18 protein-coding genes, 1 pseudogene and 1 riboswitch are annotated in these 15,670 nt (G+C 50.6%); of the genes and pseudogenes, 17 read left to right on the plus strand and 2 right to left on the minus strand.

From position 1 onward, the window contains the following. The first annotated feature begins 167 nt into the window (after positions 1–167). Complete coding sequence (locus DXA93_RS20445; RefSeq protein WP_243109139.1) at positions 168–755, plus strand: response regulator; 588 nt, start codon at positions 168–170, stop codon at positions 753–755. After that, positions 668–1,615: a DUF3878 family protein gene (locus DXA93_RS02270; protein WP_243109140.1), complete on the plus strand. Its 948-nt coding sequence runs from the start codon at positions 668–670 to the stop codon at positions 1,613–1,615. Before DXA93_RS20445 ends, DXA93_RS02270 begins: the two co-directional genes overlap by 88 nt. A 300-nt stretch (positions 1,616–1,915) precedes the next feature. On the opposite strand, the gene DXA93_RS02275 is transcribed toward DXA93_RS02270, so the two are convergent. Next, the gene (locus tag DXA93_RS02275) at positions 1,916–3,247 is read right to left on the minus strand and encodes an MATE family efflux transporter (RefSeq protein WP_242991195.1); all 1,332 of its coding nucleotides are present in this window, start codon (positions 3,245–3,247) and stop codon (positions 1,916–1,918) included. A gap of 164 nt (positions 3,248–3,411) precedes the next feature. Further along, positions 3,412–4,248: an AIM24 family protein gene (locus tag DXA93_RS02280; RefSeq protein WP_117805128.1), complete on the minus strand. Its 837-nt coding sequence runs from the start codon at positions 4,246–4,248 to the stop codon at positions 3,412–3,414. 195 nt (positions 4,249–4,443) lie between these two features. Here DXA93_RS02280 and DXA93_RS19285 point away from each other — a divergent pair, with 195 nt between their 5' ends. The 15 genes and pseudogenes from DXA93_RS19285 (at position 4,444) to DXA93_RS02345 (ending at position 15,584) form a co-directional block, all read left to right on the plus strand. After that, positions 4,444–4,791, plus strand: a complete 348-nt coding sequence (locus DXA93_RS19285; RefSeq protein WP_330421089.1) for a GNAT family N-acetyltransferase — start codon at positions 4,444–4,446, stop codon at positions 4,789–4,791. Next, positions 4,779–5,012: a GNAT family N-acetyltransferase gene (locus tag DXA93_RS19290; protein ID WP_330421088.1), complete on the plus strand. Its 234-nt coding sequence runs from the start codon at positions 4,779–4,781 to the stop codon at positions 5,010–5,012. Before DXA93_RS19285 ends, DXA93_RS19290 begins: the two co-directional genes overlap by 13 nt. Beyond that, on the plus strand, positions 5,009–5,560 hold the full coding sequence (locus tag DXA93_RS02290) for a hypothetical protein (RefSeq protein ID WP_117805127.1): 552 nt from the start codon (positions 5,009–5,011) through the stop codon (positions 5,558–5,560). Before DXA93_RS19290 ends, DXA93_RS02290 begins: the two co-directional genes overlap by 4 nt. Continuing rightward, positions 5,547–6,152, plus strand: a complete 606-nt coding sequence (locus DXA93_RS02295; RefSeq protein WP_117805126.1) for a class I SAM-dependent methyltransferase — start codon at positions 5,547–5,549, stop codon at positions 6,150–6,152. Before DXA93_RS02290 ends, DXA93_RS02295 begins: the two co-directional genes overlap by 14 nt. A gap of 72 nt (positions 6,153–6,224) precedes the next feature. Beyond that, positions 6,225–6,641: a hypothetical protein gene (locus tag DXA93_RS17930; protein WP_173827430.1), complete on the plus strand. Its 417-nt coding sequence runs from the start codon at positions 6,225–6,227 to the stop codon at positions 6,639–6,641. A gap of 41 nt (positions 6,642–6,682) precedes the next feature. Then, positions 6,683–7,093 carry a peptide deformylase gene (locus DXA93_RS02305; protein ID WP_117805125.1) on the plus strand — a complete coding sequence of 137 codons (411 nt, stop codon included), beginning with the start codon at positions 6,683–6,685 and terminating at the stop codon, positions 7,091–7,093. Positions 7,094–7,136: 43 nt separating this feature from the next. Then, positions 7,137–7,262, plus strand: coding sequence for a maltose acetyltransferase domain-containing protein (locus DXA93_RS02310; RefSeq protein ID WP_117510523.1), 126 nt, complete (start codon positions 7,137–7,139; stop codon positions 7,260–7,262). A gap of 104 nt (positions 7,263–7,366) precedes the next feature. Further along, positions 7,367–7,541, plus strand: a riboswitch (Lysine riboswitch). Between the two features lie 374 nt (positions 7,542–7,915). Next, positions 7,916–9,204: pseudogene (locus DXA93_RS02315) on the plus strand (alanine/glycine:cation symporter family protein). Positions 9,205–9,321: 117 nt separating this feature from the next. Next, complete coding sequence (locus DXA93_RS02320) at positions 9,322–10,938, plus strand: amidohydrolase (protein WP_117805124.1); 1,617 nt, start codon at positions 9,322–9,324, stop codon at positions 10,936–10,938. A gap of 261 nt (positions 10,939–11,199) precedes the next feature. Next, positions 11,200–11,838, plus strand: coding sequence for a metal-dependent hydrolase (locus DXA93_RS02325; protein WP_158565921.1), 639 nt, complete (start codon positions 11,200–11,202; stop codon positions 11,836–11,838). A gap of 255 nt (positions 11,839–12,093) precedes the next feature. Continuing rightward, positions 12,094–12,606 carry a helix-turn-helix domain-containing protein gene (locus tag DXA93_RS02330; RefSeq protein WP_119207677.1) on the plus strand — a complete coding sequence of 171 codons (513 nt, stop codon included), beginning with the start codon at positions 12,094–12,096 and terminating at the stop codon, positions 12,604–12,606. Further along, positions 12,537–13,181 carry a bacterial transcriptional activator domain-containing protein gene (locus DXA93_RS02335; protein ID WP_243109141.1) on the plus strand — a complete coding sequence of 215 codons (645 nt, stop codon included), beginning with the start codon at positions 12,537–12,539 and terminating at the stop codon, positions 13,179–13,181. Before DXA93_RS02330 ends, DXA93_RS02335 begins: the two co-directional genes overlap by 70 nt. Continuing rightward, entirely contained in the window at positions 13,178–13,351 is a 174-nt protein-coding gene (locus tag DXA93_RS17700; protein WP_158576359.1) for a hypothetical protein, read from the plus strand. The genes DXA93_RS02335 and DXA93_RS17700 overlap by 4 nt, the downstream gene beginning before the upstream one ends. After that, positions 13,348–13,698 (plus strand): winged helix-turn-helix domain-containing protein, encoded by a 351-nt coding sequence (locus DXA93_RS02340; protein WP_117805121.1) that lies wholly within the window; start codon positions 13,348–13,350, stop codon positions 13,696–13,698. Before DXA93_RS17700 ends, DXA93_RS02340 begins: the two co-directional genes overlap by 4 nt. A 167-nt stretch (positions 13,699–13,865) precedes the next feature. After that, on the plus strand, positions 13,866–15,584 hold the full coding sequence (locus DXA93_RS02345; RefSeq protein WP_055225852.1) for a phospho-sugar mutase: 1,719 nt from the start codon (positions 13,866–13,868) through the stop codon (positions 15,582–15,584). The last annotated feature ends 86 nt before the right edge of the window (positions 15,585–15,670 follow it).

Raw genomic sequence — 15,670 nt, forward strand, 5'->3', positions numbered from 1 at the left:
TTTTCCCGCCATCCGGCGATCACCGCATTTACGAGCATGAACGTGGAGACACCGACCATCATGGCGTATCTGTTTGACCACCAGCTGTATCTGGTGGCACTGATTGCAGGTGTGCTGCTGTTCTGCTTGCGGAGGATAATGCACTGAATGCAGAGGTTGCGACGGAGCTGCTTGGAAGCTTCGGCCTTGTCGTGGACTGGGCGGAGAATGGTTCCAAGGCCGTGGATCAGTTTGAAGCGTCGGATCCGGGAAGCTATTTTGCGATCTTCATGGATATGCAGATGCCGGTGATGGATGGCATCGAGGCGACGAAAAAAATTCGAAACAGTGTGCGTGAGGACAATGATGTTCCGATTTTTGCGATGACAGCAAATACCTTTGCAACGGACCGCAAGCGGTGCGCGGATGCGGGCATGACGCGGGTATATTCCGAAACCGGTGAATTTAAAAGAGATTCAGACGACGCTGGACGAGAAAGTGCGGACGGCATGCGCCGGATAACGGGACGGATTAATAACAGAAAAATTTGGAGAAGGGGCTCTACTGCTTTGGATTGCAGTGGAGCCTTTTTATGGTGTATCATAGGAAGTAAAAGAAAACAGGGGAGAATCACGGAATGGAAATTGCAGAAAATATCACATGGACCGAGGAACTGGAAAGGCTGGATGTGCTTCTTTCGCAGGGGCAGTTCGAGCTGCTGCTTCCGGGTGAGCGGTACGGTGGAGGAGAAAAGGAGATCTGGCTTGTCTATCTGATGAACGATGCGGCAGAGAGCTTTCTCGTTTTTCATGACGCGGAGCTGACGGGAACGTATCAGAAGGAATACGAGGGAGAAATAGATGCTGCACTGGAAAAAGACGGGGAGCAGTACGTTCTGATCGTGCGGCAGGGAGAGACGGTGTGCACGCTGTTTTTCAGCCGCCTTTCACTGGAAGTGCATCTGTTTGATTACGGAAAAACGGGTCATTTCTGGGTGGACGGATACGAGTATCTGCGGCAGATTGAGTTCCGTATTGCGATCCTGCGGGACAAGCTGGAATACCTCGGCGAGGCGTTCTGCACCGAGGAAGAAATGCGTCTGGCATCGCTGGCCAATTTCCCGCCGCTCAATTTCTGCTGCTACCCGGCCGTGCCGGATCAGTATCTCGTACCGTCATGCCCGTGGTGGGAAGCGACGGAAGAGGCAATTACGGAGATGAAAAAACTGGCATCGGAGGCAGGCGATAAAGTGCTGCTGTGGTATCTTGCACTTTATGAAAAATGGCAGGGAAAACTCCTCGCAAAACAGATCGCAAAACTGCTGCATACGAGCCGCCACGCGAAAGTCGTGGATTTACTGGAAAAAAAACTGGCCCGCGAAGCACAGAATTATCCGAAACGACGCTTCACCGGCGAAGAAGGAACCCAGATCCGAAAAATCCAGGAGCAGGCAATGAAACGGAAAAAGATACTGGAAGCCGAAGGAAAACGCGCATCATTGCTGCGCGAGGAGCCATTCTTTTATGCACGGGATTCGGTGGAATATAAGGTCCATCTGATGATCTGGGGAACGAGAGGGAAAGAGCGGGTTGTGGAGGTTGAGACGTTTAAAATTTCCAGAACGCAACGGCAATGATCAGCTCCTTTACGGATGAGCCGGAAGTGATTCAGTTTTAATACCAGTAGACAAGAAGTCCCCCGCTTCTAAAGTGGTGGGATGAATTGTTAAAAGAAACATAACGGCAGTGGCGGGCGGAGAGAAATCGGTATCCTCCACAGACATGAGGCAAGTCACAGTCGAACTATTTTCGACATGTCAGACTCCGTGAAAATACCGACTGTGAATTGAAACAAGGGATAAGGTAAAATAGAAAGCGCTTATTTGAGGCGGGAATGAAATCTCAAATAAGCGCTTTTTCTATACGCTGCCGCCAAGTCAGGCTGCGGGCAGTTTATAATATTTCGATGTATGCTGGCGGTAGAGCAGCAGCAATCCGCGGATGCAGAGCTCGATAGCCATGGCGATCCACATGCCGCGCAGGCCGAGCGGGGTGATGAGAAGCACCGCGAGACCGAGGCGGATGACCCAGATGCTGCCAAGGTTCAGAAGGCTTGGCACAAACGTATCGCCTGTTCCGCGGAGGGCTCCGGCGGCAACGATGGAAGCGCCGAAAAACGGCTCGGCGAGCAGTTCGATGCGGAGTACCTCGGCGGCAAACGAGCGCACCTGCGGGTCAGGAGTCAGAATGCTAAAGACGAACGGACAGAAGATCATCATCAGACCTCCAGTGATGGCCATCAGGACTGCGCCCATGGCAATGCAGATATTTCCGTAGCGTTTCGCCAGCTTGTAATTTCCGGCGCCGTAGCTTCTGCCGACGAGCGTTGTCGCGGCGGAACCGATGCCGTAGCCTGGCATGTAGCAGAGGCCTTCGGCGGTGACGGCGAACGAATTGGCCGCAATCGCAATGGAGCCGAGCGGGGCAATCAGCATGGTGGCAGCAACCATGGCGCTGTTCATCGCGATTTCCTGTACGGCAACCGGCACACCGATTTTGAATGCAGTTTTCAGAATTTTCGTATCAAAAACCGTTTTTTCCTTCCGGCGGAGACGCAGCCGCGGATTGCGGACACAACAGAACCAGGCACCCGTGAGGCTGATGACGGCGCAGGCCAGCATCGTTCCCATACCGGCACCCATGACACCGAAAACCGGAATCAAAAGAGCATTGAAAATGATATCGAGCACGCACATGACGGCATTTAAAATACTGGGCGTCACCATATCACCGCTGCACTGCAGGAAGGACGACATCAGCGAGTTGAGCTGGGAAAACGGAAGCATGATGGCAAACATCATAAAATAGAGCGTGGCATTCCGCCGGATCTCCTGCGCACCGCCGAGCCACCCCGGCAGCGGATGACTGATCAGAAGCCCGATCAGGCACAAAACAGCCGACACAACAAGCGCGGACGCGATGCCATGCCGCACAACATCCCTTGCCTTCTTGTCATGATTTCCCCCGATCTGATGCGCTACCTGAACAGAAAAACCGGCTGAAACCGCATAAATCGTACCGCTGAGGAGCCACGTCGTCGACGAAACCAGTCCGATCGCCGCCGAAGCATTCGCCCCAAGCGCGCCGACCATCGCGGAATCAATGTATTGCATCGCAATCGTAGTAATCTGTGTAAGAATCGCAGGCAGACTTAATCGCCCGACCTGCTGAATCTGCGGTTTCAGTTCAGTCCAGTTTATTCTATTCATCATTTTCTCCAGAACATGTATTTTATCGTATGGTTTTTCTTAAGAATGTAAAGATAAATGCGTATTTTACGCTAACATGTTTTGAAGAAAGTGTCAATCAAAAACGAGGTTTAATTTGACTTTTTTCTATGCGTATTAGGCATAGGGGCGGAGAGGATTCGAATTTAATTTTCCGGCGGAAGGTTGTTCTTCACAGCGGGGTTCGCCTGGGTCGTGTTGGTTGCAGTCGGCAGGGAATCTGTCGGGGCGACCGGGCTCATGAGGACGCGGCCGGTTCCGCGGTAGACGTTGACGAGGCCTTCACCGCTGACGGCGGAGCCGACGAGGGTTCCGGTGGAGCGCTCTACGGTGAAATCAAGGTTGGAGGACCAGCAGACGGCGAGGTTTCCATCGATTTTCAGTTCGTCGTTTTCGAGTTCGACTTCGATCAGCTCGTCCTCAGGTACGTTGCTTTCGAGGGCAACGGCGCCTCTGCCGACGAGGCTCAGATTGAAGAAGCCTTCGCCGCCGAGGACAGCGGAGGAAATGCTCTTGCGGGCGGTCAGTTTGGTTTTGACTCTGCCGTCGCAGGCGAGGAACATGCCGTCCTCAATCGTCATTCCGGAGGAGCCCCATTTCTCGACATCCACAAGAATGATGTATTTGTAGGTCGGTTCCAGCACGAGATATCCGTCGCCGACGTACTCCGGTTTTACGGCAGATTCCTTTGTCATGGCGCCTTTGATGGCCTTTCCGAACAGGTCGCCGATCCCTTTGATTCCGGCGGTCGCCTGTACATGGCCGCCCATCCACTGCATCGCACCGGACTGGATAATCGCGGAGTGCTCCTTGTCCAGTTCAATGACAACCTGGCGGCGGCGCACATTCATTTTGCTCATGTAATACTCCTCCATGGCAGTCATCGGCGAGACGCTGGAATCCTGGAGATATTCCATGACGTGGAAATTTTCGATGGACTTGGTGAATTTCCGGTTTTCGTTTTCGAGATTTAAAATTTTCATAGGCACGTTCCTTTCTTTCATTAAGAAGAAAAATAGTGATCCGTCTTGTTTCTTTTATTATACAGGAAAGAAAGCAAAGAGCACAGAAAAATTTAGAAAAAAAGGAAATCTGGAAATCATGTTGTCCATTTTTCAGCGGAGTGATAAGATAAAGTTCAGAAAACGCAAGCAGTACGGTCAGAGGAGGAATTTATTATGAGTACAATTACTGTCAGAGATGCAAAAATAGAGGATGCCGCACGCATTCTGGAGATTTATGCTTATTATGTAGAATACACCGTCATTTCTTTCGAGTGGGACGTGCCGTCTCTGGAAGAATTTGAGAACCGCATGCGTGATATCATGAAAAAATATCCATACCTCGTCATCGAGCAGGATGGAAAAATCGAAGGTTATGCATACGCACATGCCTTTGTCGGCCGCGCCGCATACGACTGGTCGAGCGAGCTGACCATTTATCTCGATCACAATGCAAGAAAAGGAGGCCTTGGCCGGAGACTGTATGAAGAGCTGGCGGACCGCCTGAAAAAATGGGCATTCTGAACCTCTACGCCTGCATCGGCTATCCGCAGGTCGAGGATGAATATCTGACGAAAAACAGCGCCGAGTTCCATGCGCATCTCGGATTCGAACTCGTGGGAACCTTCCACAACTGCGGCTACAAATTCGACCGCTGGTACGATATGGTCTGGATGGAAAAAATCATCGGCGAGCCGCACGCGGGACAGCCGGCAGTAAAATCATATAGTGAGATAAAAGAATGAGCACAATAACAACGTATACAAGAAAACATTTTGACCCTGTGCATCCCGCTCCGGAACTGCTCTGTGTGGAGGATTTTGCGCATGCGCTGCCGATGATCTGCCGCGGAAACGGCCATGTGACGACGTTCTGGTCAGTGGGAGAGCACTGCATCTGCTGTGCGAAAGAGGCGGCCGCGCGCGGCTATTCCCGGCGGCTGGTGCTGGCGTGCCTTCTGCATGACGCGAGCGAGTGTTACATGTCGGACGTGCCGCGGCCATTAAAACAGGAAATGCCGCGGTACCGCGAGATCGAGGACCATCTGCTTTCGGTGATTTATGAGAAATATCTTGGCAGTGATCTGACGGCGGAGGAGCAGCGGATGATGAAACAGATCGACAATGATCTGCTGTGGTACGATTTGACGAATCTGCTGGAGGAGCCGCAGGAGGGGGATGCACCGAAGCTTCACATCACGCTGGACTACGCGGTGCGGCCGTTTGATGCGGTGGAACAGGAGTATCTGGAATTATTCGAACAGTATCGGGAGACGGGCGATGAGAGAGGATAAAAACGAAAACCGCTGGGACAAGCTGCTTCAGATCCACACAATGGGGCGGGACGACAGCCGGTCGGATCTGTACCGGTATCCGTATGAGCCGACCCCGTACTGCGTGCTGGAGCGGATGGCAAACACGGGGATGATCCGAAAGGGAAATACGCTGCTCGATTACGGATGCGGAAAGGGCCGCGTAGATTTCTTCTTATCGGCGCAGACCCGGTGCCAGTCCATCGGTGTGGAGTATGATGAGCGGATTTATGCGAAGGCAATGGAAAACAAAAAGGCGGCGGCCTCTGGTGCGCGGACGGAGTTTGTGCTGGAGAGCGCCGAAAATTTTCCCGTTCCTGCGGAAGTGGACCGGGTGTATTTTTTTAACCCGTTTTCGCTTGAAATCTTAAGAAAAGCGATGGCAAGACTGCTGGAATCGTACTACGAAAATCCGCGGGAGATCCAGCTGTTTTTCTATTACCCGTCGGATGCTTATATCTCGTATCTGATGACGGTGCCGGAACTGGAATTTCTCGATGAGATCGACTGTATGGATCTGTTTCCGGGCGGGGATAGCCGGGAGCGGGTTGTGATTTTTACGATTCAGGAATAAAAAGTTTTGTAACAGCAAAAACCGTGTGGAATACAAAAAAGCATGAATTATATTTGAAGAAAGGGCGTTTTTATGAAATATCAGGTAATGCGAATTGAGGAAGACCTTGATTTCGGCTGTGAGGAGCGCGGTGCCGACGAGCCTGTCATGGCAGTTGTTGTTTTGAAAGATGAAAACGGAACAGAATCGCGCATCCGCCAGGAGGATCAGATGCTGTATGACTGGAACATCGAGGAGGGCGACACCGTTATTCTGAATGAAAACGGCGAATTGCGAAAAGTACTCTCCGGTGATTGGACGCAGAATTGCAATTCGAAAAATGTAGATACGACAAAATTCGTCAACATGATGCAGGCCGTCAAAGCCGGAAAACAGATTGACTGGATCTGTCCGTTCTGCAGCGGAACAGTAGAACGATTGGAGCAGAAAGGCGGAAAAAACGTAATCGGATGCACATCGTGCGATATGTGGATTCAAATAGAAAATTAAACGATTTTGGCCTTTAAGGCCGAAAGAGAAAGGAAACACAAATGGTAAAACCAATTATGAGAGACGTTCTCTTCCTCGGACAGAAATCCGTCCCGGCGACAGAGGAAGATCTGCAGGTGGGAAGAGATCTGCAGGACACACTGGCAGCAAACCGCGAGGCATGCGTCGGCATGGCGGCAAATATGATCGGCGTGAAAAAACGCATCATCATCGTAAACGCCGGATTCCGCGACATCATCATGTTCAACCCGGTGATCGTCCGCAAAAGCGGCCCCTACGAAACAGAAGAAGGCTGCCTTTCCCTGCCAGGCGTGCGGAAAACAAAGCGGTACCAGAACATCGAAATCGAATACTACGACTGGAACTGGAAAAAACAACGCCAGAAATTCACCGGCTGGCCAGCCCAGATCTGCCAGCATGAGATGGATCATCTGGAAGGGATACTTATTTAGATCCTACAGCAGACAGGAGGACAGTATGACAGACAGAGAATGAATGGTAAAAGGAATCATTTACAACCCGAATGTGGAAGAGCTGGCCAAAGAGCAGTCCGGCTATATGGAGCGTCTGTGGAAGTTCAACCAGCTGAAGCCGTCAGAGGGAGACAAGAAAGTCAAATAAATCAGGACAAATTTCGAAAATATAAAATTTTTGTAAAATAATGTCGAAAAAACGATTGACAAGTAGCGAAAAGAAACATATGATAATACCTGTCAATATACATATTCGGCAATAGAGGCGCGAAGGCTAAGAGTAGCTGTCCTGAGACAACGGGGTCTGGGACGGGCAGGGAAAGGAGCATTCGCCGAAACGGGGCAGTTCCCGAAAAACTGTCTGCGTTGGGGTACAGTCGAACAGGCTGTGCACTCTCACCGTACTGGTGGAGGAGCTATTGCTTCATGAACGTAGATTTAATGGAGCAGTGGTGAAGACCGCTGCTCTTTTTATTGTACTGCAGTTGGAACCGTGACAAAAGGTTCCAGGGGTGGAAATCTGTTTGGTTGGAGAACGAAAGACGAAACGGGTGTTACAGGATACGTCTGAAGAAAACTGTTGCCGGAAAAGAAAAAAGGGAGGATTTTGACATGATAGCATTTCTTAACTGGCTGGACGGTGTCCTTTGGGGCGTGCCGCTGATCGCGCTGATGATTCTGACCGGTCTGTACTTTACCGTTCGTTCTGGATTTTTCCAGTTCCGTCACTTTGGCTGGATTATGAAGAGAACCGGCGGAAAACTGTTCCAGAAAGAAGACAAAGCAAGTGAAGGAAAGGGTATGCTTTCCTCGTTTGAGGCGATTTCGACCGCTATCGGCGGTACCGTAGGATTCGGTAATATCGCCGGTGTTGCAACTGCAGTTGCAGCAGGCGGCCCGGGAGCCATTATGTGGATGTGGCTTTCGTCTCTGCTTGGTATGATATTAAAACAGGTTGAGGTTACCCTCGGCTGCTACTACCGTCACACCAACGAAAAAGGTGAGTACTACGGCGGTCCGACTTACTACATGGAGTGCGGACTTGGCGAGGAGCGCCACTGGGGCAAGCTGTGGCTGATCCCGGCGCTCATCTTCGGCATCGGTATTTTCTCCACCTTCTTCGTAACCTCTTCCAACCTGACCGCATCTCAGGTCGTAGCCGGTGCGTTCGGTATTGAGAATATCAATCTTGGAAGCTTCAAAGTAGAAGGCGTTATCGTGATGGGCGTTCTGCTCTGCATTCTGACCTATGTCGTTACAAGCGGCGGTACGAAGAAAATCGCAAGTCTGTTCAGCAAGCTCGTTCCATTTATGAGCGTTCTTTATATCTTGATGGGAATTGGCATGATCATCATCAACATCAACCGCGTTCCTGGCGTATTTGCAGCATCGTAACAAACGCATTTACCGGAACAGCAGCGATCGGCGGTTTTGCCGGCTGCGCAGTCAGCGAGATTATCCGTGTGGGTATGGCGCGTTCCGTATACTCCAATGAGGCTGGATGGGGTACTTCTCCAATGATCCATGCTTCCGCAAAAACACCGCATCCGGTAGAGCAGGGTCTGTGGGGATCTTTCGAGGTATTCTTTGATACCATGGTTATCTGTACGATCACCGCACTTTCCGTTATCTTAAGCGGAAACTGGACCGACGGAACGAACGGCGGAACACTTGCTTTAAGTGCATTTGCAAGCGGATTCGGCAAATTTGGAAGCATCCTTCTGGCAGTCATCATGGTCATTTTCACTGTAACGACTTCCGGCGGATGGTTCACCTACTATCTGGCAATTCTGGAGCATCTGTATAAAAAAGAAGGCAAGATGAAAGATATCGTCATGAAAATCTTCTACGCAGTCCGCGCTCTGCCGGGCGTACTGTGGACGATCTATCTGGTAAAGACAAACAACCAGGGCTTTATCTGGACTGTCGTTGATATCACATCTGCGATCCCGACCTTCGTCAACGTAGCAGTGATCCTGATTCTCTCGAACCAGTATTTCAAACTGCTGAAAGACTACAAAGCAAGAAACTTCGGCCAGGGCACGGTAGACAAGAACGCCTGCCTGTTCTACGAAGAGAAAACGAAATAAAAAATATTCAAAAGCGAATCCAGACACGCATGAGAATAGCGTGTCTGAATTTGTATATTGCGCAAATGGGCAGAAAAGAATAGAATCAAATTTAGATGACAGTAGGAGGATAATGATATGAAAACAATTTACAAAAACGGAGCTGTCTACACCGGAAAACTGCCGCTTGTCGAAGCGTTTGCAGTAGAAGACGGCAAATTTGTTTTCGCCGGAAGCAGCGCAGAGGCAGATGCCCTTGCAGCAGCCGGCGACAAAGTTGTAGACCTCGGCGGAAAATTCGTCTGCAGCGGTTTTAACGACAGCCATATGCACCTTTTAAATTACGGAAGCTCCCTGCTGAAAGCGCAGCTTGCCGCACATACCGAAAGCCTGGAAGATATGCTCGCCTGCCTCGACACCTTCCAGAAAGAGCATCCGCGAAAAGACGGCGCATGGCTGATGGGCCGCGGCTGGAATCAGGATTACTTCACGGACGTGGACCGCATGCCGAACCGCTACGATCTTGACCGCGTATCAACTGAAGTTCCGATCTGCGCGACGAGAGCGTGCGGCCACTGCCTCGTAGTCAACAGCAAAGCGCTGGAACTCCTCGGCGTCACCGCAGATACCCCGCAGCCGGAGGGCGGAGAGATCGGTATGGAAAACGGTGAGCCGGACGGAAGATTCTTCGACAATGCAATGGAACCGGTTTACGACAGCATTCCGGTGCCGAGCAAAGAGGAAATCAAAGATATGATCCGCAGCGCCTGCAAAGCCCTGAACAGCTACGGCGTCACCAGCAGCCAGAGTGATGATTACTGCGTTTACCGCGCCGTTCCGTGGCAGACCGTCAACGAAGCATACAAAGAACTCGAGGATTCCGGCGAGCTGACCGTCCGCGTTTACGAGCAGAGCAACTTTACCGATCTGGAATCCTTAAAAGGTTTCGTTGAGGCTGGAAATGTGACCGGCATCGGCACAGACCGCTTTAAAATCGGCCCGCTGAAAATGCTCGGCGACGGCGCACTCGGTGCGAGAACAGCATTCCTCAGTCGCCCATACGCAGACGACCCGTCCACCTGCGGAATCCCGGTATTCACCCAGGAAACCATGGATGAGATGATCGGCTACGCCAATGCACACGGCATGCAGGCTGCAGTTCACACGATCGGTGATGCGTGCCTCGACCGCGTGTTAAGTGCCTATGAAAAAGCCCTTGCTGAAAACCCGAGAGAAGATCACCGCCACGGCATCGTGCACTGCCAGATCACAAGAGCCGATCAGCTTGAAAAAATCGCGAAAATGCATCTTCACGTTTACGCACAGAGCATCTTCCTCGATTACGATAACCATATCGTAGAGGAGCGCGTCGGCAAAGAGCTTGCGAGCACAAGCTACAGCTGGAAGACGCTGATGAATAACGGCGTCTCCGTCAGCAACGGAACTGACTGCCCGGTAGAGCTGCCGGATGCCCTCGCCTGCATGCAGTGCGCTGTCACAAGAACAACGCTGCGCGACCATGTCGGCCCGTACCTGCCGGATCAGAAATTCACCGTACAGGAAGCACTCGACAGTTACACGATCCGCAGTGCCGAGGCAAGTTTCGAGGAGAACGTGAAAGGCCAGATCGCAGAAGGCATGATGGCAGACTTCGTCGTACTGGGTCAGAATCCGTTTGAGGTGGATGAGAGCACGATCAAAGACATTCCGGTGTGCCGGACGTATCTTGCTGGTGAACTGGTATATGAAGCATAAAGATATAACTCAAATGAGCGATAAATGTCAAATGAAAATTCATACAATGAAGGGAAAAACGTGAAATAAGATAACCTGGAAATAGTATGGAATAAAGGCAGAAACAGAGGAGAACCTCCTGCGGCGATAAACGGTCGCAGGAGGTTCTTTTTTTGATCCTGATAGGACCATACGGTCGTAAAAGAATCGAACAAATGGTTGCATAAAAGGGCGGGAATGTGCTATGATAAAGGAAATTTTACGAAAGGAAAAAACAGACAAATGCTTGGAAGAACACATTTTTTTATTGGAACAGCAGCGGCACTTGCTGTTTTACAGCCGCAGACGGTTCCCGCGCTTGTGGCCGGTGCCGGGGCTGCCGCGATCGGCGGTTTGATCAGTGACATTGATGTCGGCACTTCACAGGCGCACCGCGATGCCGATAAGATTATTACGGCAACAGTTGCAGTTGCGGTGCTCACAATTCTTGCGGAGTATAAACTGAATCTTGGAATTTACCGCCGCCTCACAAGCGACAGCAGCGTGCTGCGTCTCCTCACCGGAACGGCAGCATTTTTGCTGATCTGCGCCTATGGGAAACAGCAGCCGCACCGCTCCTTCATGCATTCATTTGCGGCGCTGGCATTGCTGACGGCGTGCGTGGACATCATCTACCCGGATGCGTCCGCTTATTTTACCGTGGGCTTTCTGTCCCATCTGGTGCTCGATTTTTTCAACCGGAAACCGGAAAAGCTGTTCTGGCCCTGGAAGAAGGGATTCTGCCTCGGATTCTGCTCAGCACGGGGACTTGTGAACCGCGCACTGCTCGGGTGCGGCATGGTATCTCTTGCTGTAGTACTGGTGCTCTCGGCGCCTGCAGGGCGGCTGATGGCTAAAATCATGCGGGCAATTTACGGATGAGATGGGATTGACAAAAAGATAACAAGACAAAAGAAGAAAAAGCAGGAATTTTTCGGTGTTAAAGTTAATATTTTATACATTTTATAGTAGGATTTTTGATTAAAATGATGTAAAATAGAAAACAGAAATCCGGCGTCCGTAATTGTTTTTGAAATGAACGAACAGGGAACCGCCGGCCCGTTACCGCAGCCGATTGCGGAGCGCAGCGCAACCGACCACAGAGATTAGAGCACAACAGGCAATACAGGAGTTAGTATGAACGAAGAAATGAAAAACCAAACAGAACAGTTACCGCTTTTAAAAGTACACATGATGGGAAGTTTTTTCCTGGAGTACGGCGACCAGCCGATTTCCTTCCGGAAAACAATGGCAACAAAATCGATGAGACTTCTGCAGATTTTCCTCTATAACAAGGACAATGGAATTTCCAGAGGAAGACTGTTGGAGAGCACATACGGAAGAGAAGATGTGGCGGACGCGGCAAACAGCCTGCGTGTCGGCGTACATCGCCTGAAAAGAAGCCTTGTCGAGGCAGGACTTCCGCAGTTTGAGTACATTTATACACAGAAAGGCGTTTACCACTGGACCAGCCCGATGCCGGTCGAGGTAGATGCGATTGATATCAAAAATAAGATCCTGGAAGCAGGAAAAGAGACGGACGAGAAAGCGCGCATGGATCAGATGATCGAGCACTGGAGCTGTACACCGGAGAGTTCCTTGCAGATTTCGGCGAGGAAGAGTGGGTACAGGCGGAGCGCGCGCAGCTGAAAAAAGTATATTCCGATGCACTGAAAGAAGTAAGTGAGTATCTTCTGAAAAACGAGGAGTTCGATGAGCTGCAGAAACTGACTTCTGTTGCTTCCGAACTGTATCCGTTCGACGAGTGGCAGGCAGTCCAGATGCAGGCGCTGATCGGCCTGGAGAGATACAAAGAGGCCATGAAACTGTACGAGCAGACCTCGAAACATTACTTTGAAGAGCTTGGCGTTACACCGAGCGAGAAACTGGTGGAGCAGTACCGCTATCTGGGAAGCCGCATGGGCAGCAGACACCGCGTGATCGAAGAGGTACAGGCAGATCTTCAGGAGAGCCCGGGAGAAAAGGGCGGAGCATTCTTCTGTTCCCTCGCCGGATTCCGTGACTGCTACCGACTTGTTTACCGTATGTCCGAGCTGAACGGACAGATGCCGTGGCTGATGCTGTGCACCATTACAGACGGAAAAGGTTACCCGGCAAAAGGCGGTCCGCGCCTTGACCGTATGTCCGAAAAGCTGCTTGAGGTAATGAAACGCAGCCTGCGTCATTCCGATTTTTTGCAAAATACAGCCCGTCCCAGTATGTGATTCTGCTGCAGGGCGGCAGCCAGAGAGGATGCGAACTCGTCTACAAGAGAATCAGCGAGCGCTTCTCCGAGGAGAAAAAAGGCTGGGCAAAGAATCTGAAATACAGTGCACTGCCGGCAATTCAGATCGAAAAAGAGCTTGAGTTCTTAGAAGGAGACGATGTTTTATGATTCGCGTACAGCTGCTTGGAAGATTCCGCATGTACGATGAAACACGCTGCCTCAACGAGGAAGCGATTCATTCCCCGATGATCACAAAGCTGCTGGTTTATATGATCTGCAACAAAAACCACATCGTAACACTGGAACAGTTAACCGAAGCACTCTGGACGGATGAGGAGAGTGAAAATCCGTACGGAGCACTGAAAAATATGATGTACCGTCTGCGCGGAACGCTGCGGAAGGTATGGCCGGTTAAGAGAGGATCATGCCTGCTATATGAAGGCTGTCATGGAACTGACGAAAAGCCTGGAGCACCGCAGACCGCAAAGGAAAAGTACAGGTTCTCAGTGATCTAAAAGAGCTTTATCAGGAACCAAGAGAATTAGAAAAAATAAATTAATTTTTAAGTTGACAGCAGACTAAACAAATGGTAACTTTAAGCTGTGATGAAACGAGCTTAAATCCAGAAAAAGTCTGCTGTCTTAAGTTAAATAAAGTACAACAGACAGGGAGGATAACAAACATGAGTTACAGAGAAGTATATGAAAAATGGTGCAATGATCCATATTTTGATGAGGCATCCAGAGAAGAGCTGAAAGCACTCGAAGGAAATGAGGCAGAAATCGAAGACCGTTTCTACCGTCAGCTTGAGTTCGGTACCGGCGGACTCCGCGGTGTCATCGGAGCGGGTACCAACCGCATGAACATCTACACCGTACGCCAGGCAACCCAGGGCCTTGCCAACTACATCATTTCCCAGAACGGACAGGAAAAAGGCGTAGCCATCGCACACGATTCCAGAAGAATGTCTCCGGAATTCGCACGCGAAGCAGCACTCTGCCTGAATGCAAACGGAATCAAAACGTATCTGTTCGAGTCCCTGCGCCCGACACCGGAGCTTTCTTTTGCTGTCCGTGAATTCGGCTGCATTTCCGGTATCGTCATTACCGCAAGCCACAACCCGAGAGAGTACAACGGATACAAAGTATACTGGGAGGACGGCGCACAGATTACACCGCCGCACGACAAAAACATTCTCGCAGAGGTAGCAAAAGTAACCGAGTTTTCTGCCGTTAAAACGATGGAAGAAGATGATGCAAGAGCAGAAGGCCTGTTCCAGGTCATCGGAACCGATTTTGATGACCGTTACGTTGCAAAATTAAAAGAGCAGAGCATTCATCCGGAAATCATCAAAGATGCGGCAAAAGATATGAAGATCGTCTACACACCGCTTCACGGAACCGGAAATGTGCCGGTACGCCGCGTTCTGCGCGAGCTTGGCTTTAATCAGGTTTACGTTGTAAAAGAGCAGAAAGTGCCGGACGGAAACTTCCCGACGGTGGCTTACCCGAACCCGGAAGACGAGAAAGCATGGACACTGGCGCTGAAACTGGCAAAAGAAGTAGACGCTGACATCATCCTTGCAACCGACCCTGATGCAGATCGTCTCGGCGTTTATGCAAAAGACAGCAAGACCGGCGAGTACGTAAGCTTCACCGGAAACATGTCCGGTATGCTGATCGCAGAGTATATTCTGCGTGAGCGCACCAAGAACGGAACCATGCCGGAGAACCCGGCACTCGTTGAGACGATTGTTACGACCGATATGGCAAAAGCAATCGCAAAAGCTTATAACGTGGCACTGATCGAGGTTCTGACCGGATTCAAATACATCGGCGAGCAGATCAAATTTTTTGAGCAGAGCGGTGCACACAATTATGTATTTGGTCTGGAAGAGAGCTATGGCTGCCTGGCCGGAACATATGCAAGAGATAAAGATGCCTGCGTGGCAGTTATGATGCTCTGCGAGGTTGCTGCATACTACAAACAGCAGGGCAAAACACTGTGGGATGCCATGGTGGATATGTACGAGGAGTACGGCTACTACAAAGAGGGTCTTGCAACGATGACCTTAAAAGGTATCGACGGTGCAAAAGAGATCCAGACCATGATGACCAACTTCCGTGAGAACCCGCCAAAAGAGCTGGGCGGTTTCCAGGTTCTTGCCGTACGCGATTACAAAGCAGATGTACGCCAGGATCTCGTAAGCGGAGAGAAGAGCGCGACCGGACTTCCGTCCTCCAACGTTCTTTACTATGAGCTGGAAAACAACGCATGGTGCTGTGTGCGCCCATCCGGTACTGAGCCGAAGATCAAATTCTATTTCGGCGTAAAAGGCACATCCCTTGAAGATGCAGCCGAGAAACTGGAAAAATTAAAAAATGCAATGGTAACTGCTTAAACGCTGTGTGATATAGAAACAAAAAAAAGGCCTCAGCCCGGCGGGTGAGGTCTTTTTGTACAAAAATCGGCCCGGCGGATCAAGCT

The organism is Blautia sp. OF09-25XD, from assembly GCF_003482095.1.
In the GTDB taxonomy this organism is placed as follows: Bacteria; Bacillota; Clostridia; order Lachnospirales; family Lachnospiraceae; genus Fusicatenibacter; species Fusicatenibacter saccharivorans.